Below are 19,337 nucleotides of genomic sequence, written 5' to 3'. Positions count from 1 at the left end.
TCACGCTTTCGAGGAGATGAGGCCGAGGGTGTGGGCAAGGGTCAGGAACATGCCGTGGGACCACAGCAGGGGGGTCGCCACGGTACCCCACTTCTCGATCCACTCGGCCTCGTGTTCGGGATGGTTCAGGTGGTTGTCGACCTGCTCCGGCATGTCCCCGTTCGCACGAGCCTGCTCAGCAACCCATGCAAGATATCGCGCGGCGTCTGCGACATCGCCGGCCACTGCCTTGTTCCAGCCAACGAGGCAACTGAGCAACAGCCATTGCCCGCCGCCATAGAACACGTCCGCGCGGAAGCGATGTACTCCCCCATCCACGCTGAGGTCGCGTTCCACGGCATCGATCGTGTTGTGTCCCAGCGAGGAGTCGATGTCCACGATGCCAAAGGGCACGACACAGGCCGCGAGGGACGCGTCAACGGCTTCGGAGCCAACCCATTTCGCGAGATGAGGGGCAGATGGGTCCTGCGCTCTGCCTGTCACCGTGGCCTTCGCCAGAACGAACTCGCGCACCGCGGCTGCAAGCTCAACCGAGCGTGCCGTACGCTCGGCATCGAGAAGGCTGCCACGGGCCACCGCCTCAAAGCCGGCGAACAGTGCGCCCAACGTCGATGTGTGCACGCATTCGGAGTGTTCCTCCCACCAGTCATAGCAGTTCGTCTGCCAGAACTCCGCAGCGAAGTCGAAGGCCACGGCCAAGCCTGCGGCCCATTGCGTTGGATCCACTCCGTGACGGGTTACGTGTTCTCCGACCTGCCACAGCCACATCCCGTACCCGTCGGTCTGGAAGTCCCACCACGGGTCGGAGCCGTCGCGTCCGTCGAAGGTGAAACGAGTGGGCAGCATGTCCGCAAGCGGAATGTCCTGACCGGCTTGGTGGCGTGCCACCAGGTCGTCCACCTGTTCGCGGCGTCCCGACAGGGTGGCGTTGACCCAGTTGTGGAAGTTGTCCACCGAGTTCACGTCGCCGAACCGAGACATCCCCTCAGCGATGAACGAGCCATCGCGGAGCCATGAGTACCCCTTGTAGGCGGAGAAAGTTGGACTCGCCGGGTAGGCGCCGTCTGGCTCCTGGAAACCACGGATGACCTCGGCGCTGTGCTGGATGAGGAAGTCGAGCCTCTCATCCGAGATGCCCCGTGTACGGAGAATCTCGCGTACGTTAGCCGTTGCTGACATATCTGCCCTTATGTGTGTAGTACTGATGTGGGGTGGGAGCGGGTTCTCCCCACCCCACGATTCGATCGGCGAGTCTTACTCGAGTGTGGCGTTGATGCGGTCCTGTGCGTCCTGCAACGCAGTCGCAACGTCCTTGCGGCCCGCTGCGGCGTTGGAGAGTTCCTCACCGACGATGTCCTGCATCTCTTGCTGCTGAACCACAACAGGCGGCATCGCGATCGCGTCGAGGGAGTCGATGACGGCCTGACGGTTCTCTGGTGGCGTCTGCTCAAGGTACGGTGCGAACAGTGCGTCATCGGCCACTGGCGGCAGTTCCCATGCCTTCTCCAGTCGCAGATCCACCATCTCCTTGGAGGAGGTCAGGAACTCGACCCACTTCGCGGTTGCCTCGAGGTTCGGTGAGGTGGCGGAAATAGCGGCACCGTTTGCGAACAGGGCCGAGGCCTTCTGGGTGTTGCCCGGTTCGACCACGATGTCCCAGTTGAGTCCCTCGACCTCGGCTAGGCCGCCGAACATCCAGATGCCCGAGTGCCACATGCCCAGCTTGCCCTCCTTGAACAGGTTGGTGTCGAAGTCAGGGGTGCCAGCGCCATCTGCCTCAGTGGGCATCGAGACGCCTGACTTCTCGATGAGCCAGGTTGCCGCAGCCTCGCCCTGCGGCGTCGCGATTGTGGCCTCGGTTCCAGAGTCGTTGAGGAACTGACCACCTGTCTGTGCCAGGGCCTTGTAGAACTCGTGGAAGGAGATTGGCTGGTAGTCGCCCCACACCCCTGCGTCCTTGTCGGTGATGGCCTCGGCGGCCTTCTGCTCGTCCTCCCAGGTCCAGTCCGCTGTCGGGTAGTCGAGGCCAGCCTTGTCGAAGAGATCCTTGTTGTAGAACAGCACGACGTTGGAGAACGAGACAGGCAGACCGTACTGCTTGCCATCGTGTTGGAATGCCTCGAACACCCGTGGACTGTAGGCGGAGGTATTCGACACTGGGATCTCTGCGAGGGCACCGGACGCGGCGTAGGTCACGAAGTTCTCGTAGTTCAGCTCGAAGGCATCTGAAACGGTCTTGCCCGCGACGGCGGTCTGCAGTTTGGTGAAGTAGTCGTCGTAGGGAAGGGTCTCGATCTGAACGTCGATGTCGGTGTTCGCCGCCTCGAATGCCGCCTCGATGGCAGCGAGGGTCTCCTCGTTCCCACCGTTGGCTGAGAAGTTCATGTAGCGGACGACCGTCTTGCTGTCGCCATCGCCCGAGGAGGTGGAGCCTGGTTCCTGCTTGGTGGCAGACCCCTGCGAACAGGCTGTGAGGGCAAGCATCGATACGGCTGAGAACGCGATGAGTTTCACGCCGAGAGATCGGGTCTTCGGTGTCTTCATGGGGTGGGTCCTTTCAGTTGTGCCGCTCCTTCGCGGCAACGGGGTTGGTTGAGTCCGTTGACGGGCAACGGTGGGCTGGGTAGGGCATCGAGCGCGTAGCTGTGGCGAGTCATTTGAGACCGGTATGCGACATGCCCTCGATGATGTGCCGCTGTGCGAAGAGGTAGATCACGGCGATGGGAATGATCGACATGACCGAGCCAGCCATGACGACGTCCCATTCGGTTGTGTACTGCCCCTTGAGGGTGGCCAGCCCCAGAGGCAAGGTCATGAGTTCCGGGGAGCGGATCACGACCAGTGGCCACAGGAAACTGTTCCAACTGCTCATGAACGCGAACACGGCAAGGGTTGCCAGTGATGCCTTGGTGAGCGGGAGGATCATGGTGGAGAAGATCCGTAGATGACCTGCTCCATCGAGGGTCGCCGCCTCATCGAGGTCGCGTGGGATGGAGTCCATGGTTTGCTTGACGAGGAAGATCCCAAACGCTGCGGCGATGGTGGGGGCGATGAGGGACAGGTAGGTGTCGTTCAAACCGAACTCAGTCATCTGAATGAACAGCGGCACCACGAGCACCTGCATCGGGATCATCATGGTTGCGAGGTAGAGGGCGAACACGACGTTCTTTCCGCGGAATGCGATGCGTGAGAAGGCATAGGCGGCCATCGACGAGGTGATCAGTTGAAGGATCGTCGTGGCGATCGCGATCCACAGCGAGTTGGCGATGATCCTCATGACCGGAAGCGAACCGAACAGTTTGCGATAGGCGTCAAGCGTTGGGTCCTTGACGATGAGGCTCGGTCCCGTGGCAAGTGTTCCACCTGGGGTGATGGAGGTGACCACCGTCCACAGGAAGGGGAAGAGCATCAGCGCGGCCCCGAGCACCACCAGCACGTGCAGGACAACGGACTTCGTGGTCAGACGCTTCTTGTTTCGAGTGTATGGGTCAGGCACTGTGCACCCACTTCTTCTGGCCAACGAGTTGGAAGGCTGTGACGAGCATGATGATGAGGAAGAGAATCCACGAGAGCGCAGACGCCTCGCCGGCACGGCCGTATCGGAACGTGAGGTCGTAGATTTGTCCGACGATGACCTGGCTTGATCCGGACGGTCCGCCTCCGGTCATCATGTACACCTGGTCGAACACCTGGAAGCCATTGATCAGTGAGATGACGATGACGAAGAAGGTCGAGGGCGACAGCAGGGGGAAGGTGACGCGCCAGAATCTCTGCCAGGCATTGGTACCGTCGATCTTTGCCGCCTCGATGACATCGTTTGGGACGGCCTGTAGTCCGGCAAGCAGAATGACCATGACAAAGCCGAGGTCTTTCCAGGCCGAGGCGATGATGACCGATGGCATGGCCCAGGTCGGGTCGGTCCACCATCCAGGCTGCGGTAGGTTGAGGAATCCGAGTACCTGGTTGACCAATCCGTTGGATGGGTTGAGCAGCCACTGCCAGACGAGTGCGACGACGACCCAACTCGTGATGACGGGAAGGAAGTAGGCGGATCGGAAAAAGGCGCGTGCGAATATCCTCTGGTTCAGCAGAACCGCGAGCGCGAGACCACCGAAGTAGACGATCGGTAGGTATCCGACGATGTAGAGCAGGGTGTGCCCCACTATGTCCCAGGTCCGTTCCGAGCTCAGCAACCGGGTGTAGTTGCTGAATCCAACCCACTGCATGTCGGAGATCAGGTTCCATTCATGCAGCGATATCCACAGGGAACTGATCATGGGACGGAACACGAAGATCATCAGCGGCACAGCGCTGGGGAGCAGGAAGAACGCAAGCCACCCGTAGTGCTTCCAGTTGGTTTTCCTTTTCCGACGAGGTGGTGGGGCCGGGGAGGTTTGTCCGTCTCCCGGTGAGTTCAGTTCCGTCAGGGAGGCGGCGGTGCTCATGCTCCCACTCCAACATGGGTGCTGAGTCGCTCGCGGACGAGTTTTCCCTGACCGCCGGAGGTATTGCGGGCATCGAATGGGGCCGCCAAGACGAGGGCTGCTGCTCCCAGCGCCCATTTGTCGTCAGCCCAGGCCTCGACGATGTAGGGAAGGTTGTTCCGCGTTGCCCACTGTCCTGACCGGAATCCTCGTTCGAATCCTGGCTGCCAGAACTCCCAGGCGTCAATGCCCTCGCCCAGGAGCACCACGATCTCCGGGTCTATCGTGTGGACGACCCCGGCTATCGATCGACCGAGTAGGTATCCGGCGGAGCGATATATCTCCCGTGCCGCCTCGTGTCCGCGGGCGGCGTGCTCAAGCAGTTGGGCGATGCCTTCCTCTGCGGAGATGATCTTCTGCTCGCGAGCGGTGGCCTCGAGCGCCTTCTGTCCGACCAGTGCTTCCAGGCACCCATAGGCTCCGCAGTCGCAGAGTGGTCCGTCGATTGCTGTGGGCAGGTGCCCGATCTCTCCGGCACCGCCTGATGCGCCGCGGTGCAGTGCACCGTCCACGATCATTCCGCATCCGATTCCTCGCCCGATGGTGATGGCGATGAACGACGCGTACTTTTGGCCGGTTCCGTAGAGGCGTTCGGCAACGGAGAGTGCGTTGACGTCGTTTTCAACGAGCACGGGAACATCGAGCCGATTGCGCAGATAGGGACCGAGTTTCACGTCATTCCAGCCGAGGGTTGGGGCATTGACGATTCCCGATTCCTGCGAGTTGACGCTACCCGCGATCCCGACGCCGATTCCCAGGAGCTTCCCTGAGTGGTTCTCGACCTGCTTCTCGAGGAGATCGCCGAGGTACTCCACTGCCCCGGCGGCACTTGCATCGAATGTGTGGGTGTGGGCGTTGACGATATCTCCGTCAATGGCGACCTCGACGATCTGCACGTGCGTGGAGGCGACCTTTACCCCGATTGCTCCGACTGCACCCTGGGTGAGCGCGATCAGCCGGGCCGGGCGACCGCCTGCGGATGGAACAGAATGCCGTTCCTCGATGATCTCTCGGCTAAGGAGATTCTTTGTCACCTGTGTGACTGTTGCCGGGCTGACGTCGAGCAGACGGGCAATGTCGGCACGGGACATCGGACCGTGTAGTCCCAACAGTGCCAGGACCGCTGAGGGGACAAGATCCCCGCTTGAGGAAACTACTGTGCGAACCACTGAGGACACCTTTGTTCAGTACTAAATTTAGTACTAAATTAACTCCATCCGTCACCCCTGTCAACAACAACCCCACATCACTCGCCGCACGGTCACGTGACGGAACGACAAGACGTCACCCGCTCGTCGCCGATTTGAATGGATACGCAGCCAGCCGACGACGTGCCTAGCACCGAACTCTCGCCCAGATCTAGTAGCGTGTACCTATCCAATGCACCACTTTTGTAAAGGCGACACCATGTCTAAGGAATCCCCAATGGAACGCGAGTTTCAACGCATCGCTGAAGAGATCTCGCGCGGAGGTTCGCTAGACTTCCCAAGCGAGGGTGAAAGCGCGTTCAACAACATCGTGCTACCACCAAATGGCTTTGCCGAAGATGAGGCTGAGGAGATCGAGATCGAACTCGCGGACCTTCCCATCCGCGATGAACTCCTCGACGACGGCGGTTTCTCCTACGAGGCAACCTGCTATTGGCCTGGCTCAGACGAGACCGTCGGCGCCTCCGTGACTCATGGCGAGACCACACACGCGCTCATCGAGTTCAAGGGAGATGGCCAGTGGGAGTTCACGTCCTCGAACCTCACACCCATCGAATTGCTGGCCATCCTCAAGCAGATCTCCGAGACCATCGAGGAAAACCTCGAGGAACTCGACGAACAGTGGGATGGCCGCCGCGAAGAACTCGGTACCACCCCACCGGCGACGCCAACCAACAACTAGACGCAAAAAACGTGTGGCGGCCTCCCCAACAGAGGAGGCCGCCACACGTTTGCCGTTCGATCGACAGATCGAAACTTACTGCGCGATCGAGAAGACCGTACGGGCCTCTTCGAATGCCTTACGTGCATCGTCCTTGCGGTCGAGTGCGTGGTAGATGTCAGCGAGCGCGACCATGCACTCGCCGTACTGGTGCTGCTGGCTACGGGCCTTGAATGCCTTCTTCGCCTCGAGGAAGTACGGCTCGGCCTCTTCGAAGTCGTCTGCATTCAGCAGCACGCGTCCGATTCCAAGTTGGCACTGGCTGACGCGGCGGTCGTTCTCAGCGGATGAGTAGTAGTCAAGCGCGTCATGATAGGCGGCGAGAGCGAGATCGGATTCCTCGGTTGCCTCGTGAACACCTCCCAGCGAGAGCTTCGCGGAGGCCACCTCGTGCTCCAGATCGTTCTCGGTGTAGTAGGAGAGCGCTTCGAGGTACAGGGCGCGGGCCTCGGCGAGTTCACCATTGCTCCAATGCACCATCGCCACATTCATGGTTGCGTCGGCGGCCTCGCGGGGCATGTCAGTCTGAGCGAACTCGGTGCGGGCCGCGGCGTACATCTCGTGTGCCTCGACGGCATTGGACTGACTCCAGTACAGATCACCCAGGTTCATCGCGCAGATGGCGGCCTGTGCGAGCGAGTTTTGGGAGGCGAAGAACGCGCGGGCCTGGCGCAACGCGTCCACGGTGTTGCCTTCCGCTACGCCACCGGACTCTTTCAGCGCCTCAACCGCACGGTGGACGGCATCCTGTGCACCTGAGATCGATTCGTTGAAATTAGATGAACTCATGCCCCCGACTGTAGCGGTTTTTCACCCGTCTGAACAGGTGTTGCGGTACGTGTCTTGGACTACTCTGCCAAGTTTCTCGCGAGGGTGCGGGTGGGTGGTGCGTTGGATGAGTTTACTTGGCGACGAGCCGGCTGTGCGGTGCGGCCGCCACCGCTGGCAGGATGGCCGGCGATCAGGGATACACCTACTGCTGCATGTTCACGAAGCGTGAGTACTGACCCTGGAACGCAACGGCGATGTCTGCGGTTGGACCGTTACGGTGCTTCGCCACGATCAGGTCGGCCTCTCCGGCGCGCGGGTGTTCCTTCTCGTAGGCATCGGGGCGGTGCACGAGCACGACCATGTCTGCGTCCTGCTCGATCGAACCGGATTCGCGAAGGTCCGAGATGGCCGGGCGCTTATCGGTACGCTGTTCAGGGCCACGGTTCAACTGCGAGATCGCGATGACCGGGACTTCTATTTCCTTTGCGAGCAGTTTGAGCGCACGAGAGAACTCGGAGACTTCCTGTTGGCGTGATTCGACGCGCTTGCCCGAGGTCATGAGTTGGAGGTAGTCGATGACCACGAGCTTGAGGTCGTTGCGCTGCTTGAGTCGACGGCATTTCGCGCGAATCTCCATGAGGGACATGTTGGGCGAGTCGTCGATGAACAGAGGGGCTTCCTGCATGCGTGACTGGGCCTGCGCGAGGCGCTGCCAGTCCGCCTCCTGCATGTCACCGTTGCGGAGCTTGCCCATGGAGATCGAGGCCTCGGCGGCGATGATACGCATGGCGATCTCGTTGCGGGACATTTCCAGGGAGAACACGACCGAGGCCATCTGGTGCTTGATCGATGCGGATCGCACGAAGTCGATGCCGAGCGTGGACTTACCCATCGCCGGACGGGCCGCGATGACGATCATCTGGCCTGGGTGCAGACCGTTGGTGAGCCGGTCGAAGTCCTCGAGTCCGGTCGGGACGCCTGTCAGTCCTTCGGTGCGGTTTTGCGCCGCTTCAATCTCGTCGATTGCGTCCGAGAGGAATTCACCGATGACCACGTAGTCCTCGGACTGTTGGTTTTCGGTGACGTTGTAGATCTCAGCCTGAGCGTTGTTGACGACCTCGTCCACGTCCGCGCCGTCGGTCGCGTAGCCGAGTTGGACGATGCGGGTTCCGGCCTCGACCAGGCGGCGCATGATGGCGCGTTCCCGTACGATGCGGGCGTAGTATCCGGCGTTGGCCGCCGTCGGGACCATCGCGATGAGGTCGTGGATGTACGGGGCACCGCCGATGCGGGAGAGTGCGCCGCGCTTGTTGAGTTCCGCGACCACCGTGATCGCGTCTGCGGGCTCTCCGTGACCATAGAGGTCAACGATCGCGTCGTAGATCGCCTCATGTGCCGGCTTGTAGAAGTCGTTGGACTTGATCTGCGCGATGACATCCGCAATTGCGTCCTTGGACATGAGCATGCCCCCGAGGACGCTCTGCTCTGCCGCGAGATCCTGCGGCGGCGTACGGTCAAACCTTCGCTCATTCTCCGACGGCGGCGCGGAGGAGAATGCGGGGTCGAAAGGTTCGATCGACATGTGGTGTGCTCCTTGTGGAACGGTCGGCATAAGCCGTGTGGCGTGCTACGCGTTGATCTGACGTCATGTGGACCGCAGCGGGAATGGGTCCGTACGTACAGAACTAGGCCCGGTCCAGACTCTACGTCTCGTCAGTACGGTCTTGGGCAGTGTGGCCGCGCGTGGTGTCTCGAGCTCGACAGAATACACCGAGCCTCTAGCACTCTATCGGGTTCTGCCCAAGCATGTTTCCACACCTTTTTCCACATGCCTGGGGATAACTGTGGAGATTGGCGGAGATTCCCAGTCCACAGTTGTGGACAAGAATGGGGATAACTGTGGATTAACGTTGCATAACCCTGTGATTTCATCCACACAATGGCTCAAATTAGCCATTTTGACTGTGGATGACTAGGTTAAGGAGAGCGTCAAACAAATCCCGCAGCAAGGACCAGTAAGTGGACAACAAACGAACAAAGAGTGGATATGATCGGCAGATCCTCGCGCTCGCCATCCCCTCTCTCGGCGCGCTGATCGCCGAACCGCTGTTCGTCCTCATCGACACGGCAATCGTCGGACATCTTGGCGAGACCCCGCTCGCAGGACTCTCCATCGCCTCGACCTTGCTCCTGACCATCGTGGGATTATGCGTCTTCCTCGCATACGCAACCACCTCGTCGGTGGCCAGGCTCATCGGCGCCGGACAACGCGAACGCGCACTCAAGGCAGGTATTGACGGCCTGTGGCTCGCGCTCGGACTCGGTATCCTCCTCGCCGTTGGGTTTGGGGCGGCGGCCCCGTGGATACTCGGCCTGCTCGGGGCCAGTGACGCCCTACTCGTCGAAGCCACCAGTTATCTGCGCTGGAGCGTGCCCGGTCTGCCGGGAATGCTCATCGTCATGGCCGCGACCGGTGTGCTGCGCGGGTTCAAGGACACGAAGACTCCGCTCGTTGTGGCGGTGGTCGGTGCCATCGTGAACACGGTCCTGAGTGTTGTCCTCGTATATGGCCTCAACATGGGCGTTGCCGGTTCAGGTGCGGGAACCGCTATCACGCAGATAGGCATGGGCCTCGTGCTCGCAACCGTTGTGGTGCGCAAGTCCCGCGCCGAGAACATCTCGTTGCGCCCTGCACCCGCCGGAATCCTCGCGAGCGCCCGCAGCGGAGTGCCCCTTTTCATCCGAACGATCTCGCTGCGTGCGGCGCTCCTCGTCACGATCTTTGTGGCAACGCATCTGGGCACGACCGCGCTTGCTGGACATCAGGTCGTGAACGCACTGTGGAACTTCGCAGCCTTCGCTCTCGATGCGCTTGCCATCGCAGCCCAAGCGCTTGTGGGTCAAGCGGTGGGTGCACGCGACAAGGCGGCCACGGCGGCGGTGCTGCGACGAACACTGCAGTGGGGCGTTGGGGCTGGCGTGGTCCTCGGCGCGATCATGGCAGGGCTCAGCCCGTTCATAGCTCCCCTGTTCTCCTCGGAGCCGTCGGTCCAGCGTGCAGTGATCGCCGGGCTTATCGCCGCAGCGGTGTTCATGCCCATTGCGGGGTGGGTGTTCATCCTCGACGGTGTACTGATGGGTGCCGGTGACGGCGTCTACCTAGCCAAGGTCGGAATGATCAACCTGGCCGTCTACGTTCCGGTCGCATTCGCCGTGTACGCGTGGGCCCCATCCGGCGCGGCAGGCCTTGTGTGGCTGTGGGTCGCGTTTGGGCTCGTGTACACGGGCGCCCGCGCTGTGGCCAACGGCGTCCGACTACGTTCCGATGCATGGACCGAACACGCTCTCTAACGTTCTGCCCGTCTCCTTGATAGTTACGAAAAGTGCACTCTCGCCCAACCGAGCACAACGCTCTCGTGCGATTAGGGTTATAAGTTTTTTCTTGTGTTCCAGTGCTCACAAGGCTCACAAGGCTCACACACAGGAAAAAACCTATGACCCTATTTGCGGGGGTTCAGATTGCCGACGATACGAGCAGATACCCCACCATCTCCCGACCCAGCCGGGCTGGGTCAGGACGAACACGCACAACTCGGCAGGATCGTCGCCAATCAGAGCACTCTCCCTCCACCGTTTCGGTCCTGTCGGCGGTGTCCCGGTTTTACGTGGCAGCAGTGCCAACAGGACCGAAACATCGCGCGGGGGTGCTGACGGTTCACGTGAGAGTCAGCAATGCGAAAAGGGTGCGGGTGGCTACCGCCTCAAGCGTGTAGCCACCCGCACCCTTTGTGGAGGAACGCACGAAAGTCCAATCGGGACAGGTACGTTCACGCACCGCATCAGTGCGCGTACTCGAATCCGCAAGCCGCCAAGATGGGGGTGGGGCTCACGAAGTCGTCGAAAAACTGGGTGGTCCTCAGTTGGCGCTAACGGTCTGAGAACCACCCAGCAGAAGAATCCAAAGATCAGGCCTTCAATGGATTCAACAGTCGTTGGACCTCAGCAGCAGAGTTTGCCGATTCCAACCGAGCCACCTGCTCCTGATCGGTGAAGACTTCCCCGATCTTGGCAAGCGTCTCCAAGTGCTGGCCGTCCGCGGAAGCCAGTGCGATGACAAACGTCGTGGGTTTGCCACCCCAATCAAGCCCCTGTGGATACCTCACAAAGGCCAAAGCGGAGCGGCGTATCGCCGCTTTAGCCTCGTTGGTTCCGTGCGGAATGGCCAGACCGTTACCCATGTGCGTGGAGACAGAACGCTCGCGCTCGTGCATCGACTCAACGTACTCGGGGGTAACCGCTCCGATATCCACGAGAAGACGACCTGCCTCCTCAATGGCCTCCTCCTTGTTACGAGCCGTGCCCTCAAGCACGATCGTCTCAGGCGCAAGCAGGTCTCCCACGCCCACTGCCCCCGTGCTGTCCGAGGCACTGTGGGCGCCGCCCGACCCTGCCTCGCCTTCCCGCTGCAGCAACTCAACGATCTCGTCGTAACGAGGGCTCTCCATGAAAGACTCAACCGACACGTGCAGGGCGGATGGAGTACGCTCCCGCGCACGCTCGGTCAAGTCTTGGTGGGTGACCACCAAGTCGTAGGTGTCGGTCAATGACGAGATCGCCTTGTTCACAACCGAGACGTCGGGGAAGCCTGCGCCACGGATCTTACGGCGCAGTACAGAGGCCCCCATCGCAGAGGAACCCATACCCGCATCGCAGGCAAACACGATCGAGCTGATTTGTCCACCGTTCGCACGGTTTCCAAGCAGTGCCGCGGACGCAATCGAGGACTTGCCCTTCATCCGCTCCATGTCCGCTGTCGCACCGGCCAGGTCACCGGAGCCGTTGCGATCAAGACGCAGAAGCACAGCGGCGATCGCGAACGTGACCGCAGCCGAGAACACCACGGACAAGGTCACCCCAACGAGGCTGCCAACCGGAGATTGCAGCCACACCGCGATGATCGACCCCGGTGCCGCAGGTGCGCGAAGTCCCGAGCCAAAAATGAGGTTGGTTGCCACACCGGTCATACCACCAGCGATCACCGCGATGATGAGTTTCGGCTTCATGAGAACGTATGGGAAGTAGATCTCGTGGATACCACCAACGAACTGGATGAGTGCAGCACCCGGTGCCGAGGCCCTCGCCATGCCAACGCCAAAGAACGTGAATGCAAGCAGCAGACCAAGACCTGGTCCAGGGTTGGCCTCGATGAGGAACAGGATCGACTGACCCTCTCGCACGGCTTCCGTCGTGCCAAGTGGCGTGAAGACTCCGTGGTTGATGGCATTGTTCAGGAACAGGATCTTGGCTGGCTCCACCAGGACGGAGGTGAGGGGCAAGAGACTGTGCTCAACCAAGAAGTTGACGACAGCCTCTGCACCTCGGGAGAACCCGGACACGAAAGGACCTGCCGCCACGAATCCCACGATTGCAAGGATCATGCCCCAGATACCTGCTGAGAAGTTGTTGACCAGCATCTCGAAGCCAGGTCGAATCTTGTCTTCCCACAGGGCGTCCAGGCGCTTCATCGACCAACCGCCCAGTGGGCCCATGATCATCGCGCCTAAGAACATAGGTACGTCTGCACCGGTGACTGCACCCATTGTTGCTATAGCACCGACAACTCCGCCTCGGACGTTGTCGTTATACATCATCCGTCCACCGGTGTATCCGATGAGGATGGGAAGTAGATACGTGATTGTCGGGCCGACGATGCCCGTGCCGTCGGCACCGGCGCCCCAGGCACCAAAGTGCTCCACGAATCCGTAACTGCCTTCGTACCCGAAGAGCCTCGTACCGATGAGTGTTATCCAGCCGACCTCGATGAAGAGGGCCGTAATCAGGCCCCACGCGATGAAGGCACCGATATTGGGTAACACCATGTTGGACAGCGATGTCCCGAGTTTTTGAACTGCGATGCGCAAACCACCCTTGGTTGATGGCGCGTCAGCAGGACTAGACATGTCTCCTCCTTGAGATCAGTGACTAAGGTCATACAGACTTGGCCATTAAACCTCATAAACAGACTCATTGCCAAGGACTTCCAACTATTTTTATGTCCGAAAGTGTGGTTATGATGAATTGTGGCGCGTGACACCGTGCCACGACACACTCAATCACCTGGAGGACCAATGAAGGCCCTGCGCTTCTACGCGCCCGAAGACGTGCGGCTCGAAGACCAGCCCGAACCAGAATGTGGACCGGACGAGGTCAAGATCCGAGTACGCAACTGTTCCACCTGTGGAACAGACGTCAAGATATTCCACAACGGACACCAGAACCTCAGCCCACCACGCACCATCGGACACGAGATCGCCGGAGAGATCGTGGAGGTGGGAAGCAACGTCTCCACAGCCTTCCAGCAGGACTGGAGCATCGGTGACCGAGTCCAAGTCATTGCAGCGGTCCCCTGCGGCGACTGCTACGAGTGCTCAAAGGGCTGGATGGCGGTCTGCGCCAACCAGACCTCCGTGGGCTACCAGTACGAAGGTGGATTCGCGGAATACATGGTCGTACCACGCCAAGTACTCAAGGTTGACGGCCTCAACCGAATCCCCGAGAACGTCGGATTCGATGAGGCATCTGCGGCGGAACCCCTCGCCTGCGCCATCAACGCCCAAGAACTCCTCGGCATCGAAGAGGGAGACACCGTTGTCATCTTCGGCGCCGGCCCCATCGGATGTATGCACGTGCGCATCGCTCGCGGCGTCCACAAGTGCGGCCCTGTCTACCTTGTGGATGTCAATGCGGACCGCCTCAAGCTCTCCGCAGAGGCAGCCGCACCGGATGAGGTCATCAACGCCTCCGAGGTAGACGTCGTGGAGCGCGTCATGGAACTGACCGGCGGACGCGGCGCAGACGTCATCATCACCGCAACCGCGGCGAACATCACCCAGGAACAGGCGATTGCGATGGCGGCACGCAACGGCCGCATCTCCTTCTTCGGCGGACTGCCGAAGACGAACCCCACCATCACGTGCGACTCCAACATCGTGCACTACCGCCAACTCCACATCCACGGCGCCAACGGTTCTGCACCAGAGCACAACAAGAAAGCCCTCGAATACATCTCCACCGGGCAGGTTCCAGTCAAGGACCTCATCACCCATCACATTCCACTCGACGATGTACTCAGCGCCTTTGACCTCGTGCGCTCCGGCACGGCAATCAAGGTCACGGTAGAGCCGTAAACCCCTCTACGGCCAGTCGCAGAGTTTCTTCCTCCGCTACTCAAAGGATCGCCGCCTAGCAAGCCCAGTTTCCGGTGCAATTGCTAGGCGGCATCACTTTTCTGCGATGATTCGAGGTGGGTCGTTCTCAATACACCACGAGACTCAACCCGCATACGGGGACAACAACCACGCACCATACCGGTAGAGAGCAGCATGTACGCAGAGGAACGCCAATCCAAGATAGTTGAACTAGTACTCGCACGGGGCCGCGTGTCCGTTGCGGACCTAGCTCAAGAGTTCCAGGTCACCAACGAGACGATCAGGCGTGACCTCAAAGTCCTAGAGCGCCTGCGGCTCATCCGCCGCCTACACGGTGGAGCGATCCCGATCTCCTCACTCCCCGCGATTGAGAGCGGCCTCGATGAGCGCGATCACAGTCGCGCCAAAGAAAAGGAACGCATCGCGCTGAAGGCCAAGGCATTCCTCCCCCAACCCGGTGGAACGCTTGCCATCGATGCGGGCAGCACGACCGCCAAACTGGTCGAGTTCATCGCGCCGGACACGCAACTCACCGTTCTCACCCATGGCGTCCCCATCGCGGCGCGTCTTGCCACTGTTCCCGGCCTTGACCTGCATCTGCTTCCGGGGAAGGTACGCACCACCACACAGGCTGCAGTCGGTGCAGTCACCGTTCAAGCCATCTCAAAGCTGAAACTGGATGTGGTGTTTCTTGGCACCAACGGTGTCAGCGTGGAAAACGGTCTGTCCACTCCTGATCCCGAGGAGGCAGCGGTCAAGCGGGCTTTGGTGAAGTGCGCACGCAAGGTCATCGTGCTCGCAGACTCCAGCAAGCTCGGCCTGACAGCGACCGTGGGGTTTGCTGAGCTCGATGAGATCGACATGATCATCACCGACGCAGAAAGCCCCGTTCTCCCCATAAAGGTGCTCGAAGACTACGGCATTGAGGTCCTCATCGCCTGACCGCTCAACCGCGCTTGCACCTGCTGGAGCCACCGGTTCAGCAGGCTGCCACCACCCACCGCTCCTCCTACCGGAGGTCATGGCAAGGGCAGGGAACGCTCAGTGTGCATCACCGATGCAGAACTCATTGCCCTCAGGGTCGGTAAACGTGTCCCAGTGAAAATCGTTCTCACCGCGCTGCCCTAGATGTGTAGCTCCAGCCTCAACCCAAGCCGCAATCCCGGACTCACGCTCCTCACCTTGAGCCCAATCAAGGTCGAGGTGGATGCGGTTCTTACCGGGTGTTGGGTCTTCGACCTTCTGAAAACCTAGGTTCACGGACCAACCTGGAACCGAGATGATGCTGAAGTACCCCTCACCATCGAAGATGGTTTCACCGCCCAAACGCTCCGCCCACCAGTCGGACAGGCGGCGAGGTTCAAGGGTGTCGATCGTGATCATACCTAACGTGGGCATGGCGTCTCCTTCGAATGTTCCTACCTGGGCCCATGCTACGCCGGTAGCGCTTGCACCGCTCCCCAACCCCGCGAGAGTTACCGATAGTGCACTATCCGTAACTCTCGAACTGATACGCACGTTGCGAGTGCACGGTTGCGCACTGCGCACCAACCAGCGCGGCTGGGTCAGGACGAACACGCACAACTCGGCAGGATCGTCGCCAATCAAAACCGATGGGACAAAATTCGTCCGGATGCACACACAAAAACTATGCACCCGGACCAGAAACACCCCATCGGCGTTCCGTCCGATAACCTTAGCGACACCGCGAACAGAAGCAAGCACAAGCAGGCATGACAAAAGGGCCCTCCCGCAATGGGAGAGCCCTTGAGTTTAGGTGTCCGAGAAGGCTCAGGCGCGCGGCGCCCGAGCCTTCTCAAGCGGTTTCAGCTCACGCGGAAACTACGACAACCTTGAGCTTTGCCTCGACCTCTGGGTGTAGGCGAACGGTAGCGGAGTGGTTACCGGTTACCTTGATCGCCTCAGGGATCTGCACCTTACGGCGGTCGATCTTGTGGCCCTCAGCCTCGGCTGCAGCAGCGATGTCTGCGGTCGAGATGGAACCGAAGAGGCGTCCGCCCTTGCCGGTCTTAGCGGCAACGGTGACTGGCTTTGCCTGGAGAGCGTCACGCAGTGCGCGTGCATCTTCGAGGTTGGCGATCTCGCGGGCCTTGCGGGCCTTACGGATTGCCTCAACCTCTGCTGCTCCACCCTTGGTCCAAGGGGTGGCGAGCTTGCGTGGGATCAGGTAGTTACGTGCGTAACCGTCCTTGACCTCAACAACGTCGCCTGGCTCGCCAAGGCGGTTTACTTCGTGGGTAAGAATAAGCTTTGCCATTGGAAAGTTCTCCCTATCAGCGTGCGGACGACGAGTAAGGAAGAAGAGCCATCTCGCGTGCGTTCTTGACGGCACGAGCGATCTGGCGCTGCTCCTGTACGGATACACCGGTGACACGGCGTGCGCGGATCTTTCCACGGTCGGAAATGAACTTACGCAGCAGGGCGGTGTCCTTGTAGTCGATCGCCTCGATCTTGGCGGACTTCAATGGGTTGGACTTCTTCTTGGGCTTACGCACAACTGGCTTTGCCATTGTGGTTTCTCCTTCACTGGATGCCCGTGGTGACGGGCCAAGTTTTCTCTTGTGTGTCGATTAGAACGGTGGCTCGTCGGCGAATCCGCCGCCGTTAGCCGGACCCGCGGTTGCCCACGGGTCGTCGTTCCGAACACCTGAACTTGCACCGAATCCGTTGCCGGCTGGGGCTCCCTGGCTGTAACCACCCTGGTTGCCTCCGCCGAAACCGTTGTTTCCGCCGCCCTGGTTTCCGCCACCAAAGCCACCGTTTCCGCCGCCGGAGCGTGCGTTGCGGGTGACCTTTGCGGAAGCGTACCGAAGCGATGGGCCGATTTCCTCGACCTGGAGTTCGATGACTGTTCGCTTTTCGCCTTCACGGGTTTCGTAGGAACGCTGTACGAGGCGGCCCTGTGCGATCACGCGCATTCCCTTGGTCAGGGATTCTGCTACGTTCTCGGCTGCCTCACGCCACAGCGAGCAGCGTAGGAACAGCGCTTCGCCGTCCTTCCACTCGTTGGTCTGGCGGTCAAAGGAGCGTGGTGTGGACGCGATCGTGAACGATGCGACGGCCACCCCGGACGCGGTGAAGCGGAGTTCAGGGTCTCCCGTGAGGTTTCCAACTACCGTGATTACGGTGTCACCGGCCATGTGTTTCTCCTAAGGTTTGCGTATACGTCTTCGGTTGGCTTGGGCGGTTCAGGCTGCTGCGCGGAGAACCTTGATGCGCAGTACGGACTCGTTGAGTCCGAGCTGACGCTCAAGTTCCTTCGTGGTAGCAGGAGTTGCAGTGAAGTCGATAACCGCGTAGATGCCCTCGGACTTCTTTGCGATCTCGTAAGCCAGACGGCGACGACCCCAGATGTCAGTGTTGTCTACGGTTCCGCCTTCGGCTGGAACAACAGCAACGAGCTTCTCAACGGTTGCGGCTACTGCGCGCTCGTCGATCTCTGGGGAGAGAATCATCATCAGTTCGTATGGACGCATGTTTACCCACCTCCTATGGTCTGTGCGGTCACGGTCGGTCCGTGACAAGAGGGTTCATGCCTGCCGTGGGCTGTTTATTTCGGTGAACAAGCCAACACACAGCAGTCTACGAGTCTACTCTGACATTCCCTCTAGCCTCTAGTGTCTAGGCCATTTTTCGGTGCACTTCACACTTTTTCTTTGGCTGTCATTCGCCGGGGGCCGCGAGGTGGACGAGCAGGGTTTCGGGTCGGTCGTCTGAGTCTTCGTAGGTGGCGAGTGAGAGCACTTCGCTCGTTGGGTTCCACGCGATCTTGTTGTAGTGGCTTCCTACGGCGACTTGGGTGGTGCTGTCGCTGAGGAAGTCATGCACGTAGACACCGCTGCTGGTGCCGTCGGCGACCACGTATGCGAGTACTCGCATGTCCGGGGACCATGCGAACTGCCCGTCGGTTTCGGCAAGGCTCTGTGGGTTCGTGCAGTTGATGTCGCAGACGGCTAGTTCTGCGATTTCCGACGAGTCGTATCGTGCCAGCGCCAGTTGCTGTTCGTCTGGGGCGACTTTGAGCGCGCTGACTCCCGTCAGTCCGAAGGAGTCGGTCTTTTCGGTTGCGGTGTCGTACCTTTTGAGGTGTTCGTCGGCACCGGTGTAGTAGATCTTGCCGTTGTGGGCTTCGTGAACGTACATGACTTCGTCGGTGATGCCGGTGATCTTCTCCGGTGAGACCTTGTCGATCCCGTGTGAGAGGTCGGCGATGAATGCGTGGTTCTCACCATAGAACTTGCCCACGATTGTGTAGTTGTCGAGCCAGACGGCGTCCCAGGCGAAGGACAGGCTGGCGGTCTTGTGTGTTGCGAGGTCGAGAACCTTGAGCGTGTGGTCTCCTACGGAGTAGGGCGCGTAGATGAGTGCCGTGCGGTCGGGGTTCAGCGCGTAGGCTTCGATGCTCACGCCGTCTTCTTCGATCAGCGGCGTGAGCTTCTTGTCTGAGGTGTCGTAGGTGTACAGGCTCCTCGGGTACAGCTTTGTTCCGTCGAATGATTCGTACTGCTCTAGTTCGCGATTTTCCTTGGACACGATTGCGGTTGAGTCGTCGAGCCACAGTTGGACTGCGATGTCTTCGATGCCGTCGGTGCTTGCCACGGTGATCTGATCGTTGGGGTTGCCCGATGGCGTGTCTTTGACCGTGAGTTCACCTTCGCTGTCACTTGGGCCTGGCTCGGTGACTGTTGGGGTCGGCTCGTCTGGATGCGATTCCGTGACGGTGACGCCAGGGACGGTTGCGCAGGCGGTCAGGCTCGCGGCTAGCAGGGCCGCGAACAGGGCGAACGCTCTTCGGGGTGTCCGTGTGCTGTTCATGATGAAACTCCTTGTCTTGTGCGTTTTCATCGCTTGTGGGTTCAACCTAACAAGGAGATTTCGACGTTCTGCGTCCAGTTGTATCGAAGATGTAAACATCTGGCCACAT

The 19,337-nt window shown here is 60.2% G+C and carries 18 protein-coding genes; 4 read left to right on the top strand and 14 right to left on the bottom strand.

Annotated features, from left to right (window positions below; genetic code table 11):
- The 5 genes from ACFSYH_RS09145 to ACFSYH_RS09125 all read right to left on the bottom strand — a co-directional run bounded on the left by ACFSYH_RS09145 (position 1) and on the right by ACFSYH_RS09125 (position 5,653).
- Positions 1–1,179 (bottom strand): glycoside hydrolase family 15 protein, encoded by a 1,179-nt coding sequence (locus tag ACFSYH_RS09145; protein ID WP_377466603.1) that lies wholly within the window; start codon positions 1,177–1,179, stop codon positions 1–3.
- A gap of 75 nt (positions 1,180–1,254) precedes the next feature.
- Positions 1,255–2,544, bottom strand: coding sequence for an ABC transporter substrate-binding protein (locus tag ACFSYH_RS09140; protein WP_377466602.1), 1,290 nt, complete (start codon positions 2,542–2,544; stop codon positions 1,255–1,257).
- A gap of 109 nt (positions 2,545–2,653) precedes the next feature.
- Entirely contained in the window at positions 2,654–3,496 is an 843-nt protein-coding gene (locus tag ACFSYH_RS09135; protein ID WP_377466601.1) for a carbohydrate ABC transporter permease, read from the bottom strand.
- Positions 3,489–4,445 (bottom strand): carbohydrate ABC transporter permease, encoded by a 957-nt coding sequence (locus ACFSYH_RS09130; protein WP_377466600.1) that lies wholly within the window; start codon positions 4,443–4,445, stop codon positions 3,489–3,491. The genes ACFSYH_RS09135 and ACFSYH_RS09130 overlap by 8 nt, the downstream gene beginning before the upstream one ends.
- Entirely contained in the window at positions 4,442–5,653 is a 1,212-nt protein-coding gene (locus ACFSYH_RS09125; RefSeq protein WP_377466599.1) for an ROK family protein, read from the bottom strand. The genes ACFSYH_RS09130 and ACFSYH_RS09125 overlap by 4 nt, the downstream gene beginning before the upstream one ends.
- A gap of 238 nt (positions 5,654–5,891) precedes the next feature.
- On the opposite strand from ACFSYH_RS09125, the gene ACFSYH_RS09120 reads away from it, so the two are divergent.
- Complete coding sequence (locus ACFSYH_RS09120) at positions 5,892–6,374, top strand: hypothetical protein (protein ID WP_377466598.1); 483 nt, start codon at positions 5,892–5,894, stop codon at positions 6,372–6,374.
- A 75-nt stretch (positions 6,375–6,449) separates the two neighbouring features.
- Here the strand turns inward: ACFSYH_RS09120 and ACFSYH_RS09115 are convergent, their stop codons facing one another.
- Positions 6,450–7,202, bottom strand: a complete 753-nt coding sequence (locus tag ACFSYH_RS09115) for a tetratricopeptide repeat protein (protein WP_377466596.1) — start codon at positions 7,200–7,202, stop codon at positions 6,450–6,452.
- A gap of 184 nt (positions 7,203–7,386) precedes the next feature.
- Positions 7,387–8,766, bottom strand: coding sequence for a replicative DNA helicase (gene dnaB, locus ACFSYH_RS09110; protein ID WP_377466595.1), 1,380 nt, complete (start codon positions 8,764–8,766; stop codon positions 7,387–7,389).
- Between the two features lie 437 nt (positions 8,767–9,203).
- Between dnaB and ACFSYH_RS09105 the strand changes: the two genes are divergently transcribed.
- Positions 9,204–10,535 (top strand): MATE family efflux transporter, encoded by a 1,332-nt coding sequence (locus ACFSYH_RS09105; RefSeq protein WP_377466594.1) that lies wholly within the window; start codon positions 9,204–9,206, stop codon positions 10,533–10,535.
- Between the two features lie 614 nt (positions 10,536–11,149).
- Here the strand turns inward: ACFSYH_RS09105 and ACFSYH_RS09100 are convergent.
- On the bottom strand, positions 11,150–13,144 hold the full coding sequence (locus ACFSYH_RS09100; RefSeq protein WP_377466593.1) for a PTS mannitol transporter subunit IICBA: 1,995 nt from the start codon (positions 13,142–13,144) through the stop codon (positions 11,150–11,152).
- 168 nt (positions 13,145–13,312) lie between these two features.
- Between ACFSYH_RS09100 and ACFSYH_RS09095 the strand changes: the two genes are divergently transcribed.
- Positions 13,313–14,371: a zinc-dependent dehydrogenase gene (locus tag ACFSYH_RS09095; protein ID WP_377466592.1), complete on the top strand. Its 1,059-nt coding sequence runs from the start codon at positions 13,313–13,315 to the stop codon at positions 14,369–14,371.
- Positions 14,372–14,566: 195 nt separating this feature from the next.
- Positions 14,567–15,334: a DeoR/GlpR family DNA-binding transcription regulator gene (locus ACFSYH_RS09090; RefSeq protein WP_377466591.1), complete on the top strand. Its 768-nt coding sequence runs from the start codon at positions 14,567–14,569 to the stop codon at positions 15,332–15,334.
- Positions 15,335–15,433: 99 nt separating this feature from the next.
- Here the strand turns inward: ACFSYH_RS09090 and ACFSYH_RS09085 are convergent, their stop codons facing one another.
- From ACFSYH_RS09085 to ACFSYH_RS09060, 6 genes are all read right to left on the bottom strand, one after another.
- Positions 15,434–15,790 carry a VOC family protein gene (locus ACFSYH_RS09085; RefSeq protein ID WP_377466590.1) on the bottom strand — a complete coding sequence of 119 codons (357 nt, stop codon included), beginning with the start codon at positions 15,788–15,790 and terminating at the stop codon, positions 15,434–15,436.
- Between the two features lie 433 nt (positions 15,791–16,223).
- Positions 16,224–16,670: a 50S ribosomal protein L9 gene (rplI, locus tag ACFSYH_RS09080; protein ID WP_377466589.1), complete on the bottom strand. Its 447-nt coding sequence runs from the start codon at positions 16,668–16,670 to the stop codon at positions 16,224–16,226.
- 16 nt (positions 16,671–16,686) lie between these two features.
- The gene (gene rpsR, locus ACFSYH_RS09075) at positions 16,687–16,923 is read right to left on the bottom strand and encodes a 30S ribosomal protein S18 (protein WP_019147399.1); all 237 of its coding nucleotides are present in this window, start codon (positions 16,921–16,923) and stop codon (positions 16,687–16,689) included.
- A 60-nt stretch (positions 16,924–16,983) separates the two neighbouring features.
- Positions 16,984–17,553: a single-stranded DNA-binding protein gene (locus ACFSYH_RS09070; protein WP_377466587.1), complete on the bottom strand. Its 570-nt coding sequence runs from the start codon at positions 17,551–17,553 to the stop codon at positions 16,984–16,986.
- A gap of 48 nt (positions 17,554–17,601) precedes the next feature.
- On the bottom strand, positions 17,602–17,889 hold the full coding sequence (gene rpsF, locus ACFSYH_RS09065) for a 30S ribosomal protein S6 (RefSeq protein ID WP_377466586.1): 288 nt from the start codon (positions 17,887–17,889) through the stop codon (positions 17,602–17,604).
- A 187-nt stretch (positions 17,890–18,076) separates the two neighbouring features.
- On the bottom strand, positions 18,077–19,228 hold the full coding sequence (locus tag ACFSYH_RS09060) for a hypothetical protein (protein WP_377466585.1): 1,152 nt from the start codon (positions 19,226–19,228) through the stop codon (positions 18,077–18,079).
- Positions 19,229–19,337: the final 109 nt, after the last annotated feature.

Source organism: Populibacterium corticicola, assembly GCF_042683685.1.
GTDB classification, from domain to species: Bacteria; Actinomycetota; Actinomycetes; order Actinomycetales; family Cellulomonadaceae; genus Timonella; species Timonella corticicola.
Note: the sequence above shows the minus strand (reverse complement) of the source record. Positions and strands in the feature narration are given on the sequence as shown.